The 801-nt window shown below is 33.1% G+C and carries 1 pseudogene; it reads left to right on the top strand.

Annotation, left to right across the window (positions count from 1 at the left end):
* Positions 1–49: 49 nt before the first annotated feature.
* Positions 50–745: pseudogene (locus tag ACM0OP_RS24250) on the top strand (sensor histidine kinase); the annotation flags it as partial.
* Positions 746–801 lie beyond the last annotated feature (56 nt).

Genomic DNA, 801 nt, shown 5'->3' with positions numbered 1-801 from the left:
ACCATATTTTGGGTTATTTTTATCACCTCTTTCTTAACATTCAACACTTCTGCAAAACACCCAATCTCAACTGATTCAAAGTGAAAAAATGTCTTCACTAGGTAATATGGTTGCAGGTATCGCTCATGAAATTAACAATCCGGTGAATTTTATTCATGGTAATCTGACTCCAGCCCATGAATATATTCAAAGCTTGCTATGGCTAGTAGAACTTTATCAATTACATTTTCCTAATCCTCCAGAAGAAATTAAAGCAGAAATTCTCAACGTTGATCTGCTATTTATTAAAGAAGACCTAATTAAACTGTTGCATTCTATGCAGTTAGGAACCGAGAGGATTCGGGAAATTGTCTTATCTCTGCGAAATTTCTCCCGCTTAGACGAAGCGGATTTTAAACAGGTAAATATCCATGAAGGTCTGGATAGTACTTTGATGATTCCTTATAACAGATTAAAAGCACAACCGAATCATCCAGAAATAGTAGTTATTAAAGAATATGGTAATTTACCTAATATAGAATGCTATCCTGGACAACTAAACCAGGTATTTATGAATATTTTAAGTAATGCTATTGATGCTGTAGAAGATAATTTCACGAGAAAAAAAGGACAAATTCATGTTATTACTGAGTTAGTGAATACAAACATGGTAGCAATTCGCATTGCCGATAATGGCCGAGGAATTAACAAAAATATAATGACAAAAGTATTTGATCCTTTTTTTACTACCAAAGATGTGGGTAAACACAGAAGTGTTGAATGTTAAGAAAGAGGTGATAAAAATAACCCAAAATATGGTAA

Origin of the sequence: Nodularia chucula CCY0103 (genome assembly GCF_963923915.1) — a bacterium.
Classification (GTDB): Bacteria; Cyanobacteriota; Cyanobacteriia; order Cyanobacteriales; family Nostocaceae; genus Nodularia; species Nodularia chucula.
This window is presented reverse-complemented; position numbering and strand designations above follow the sequence as displayed.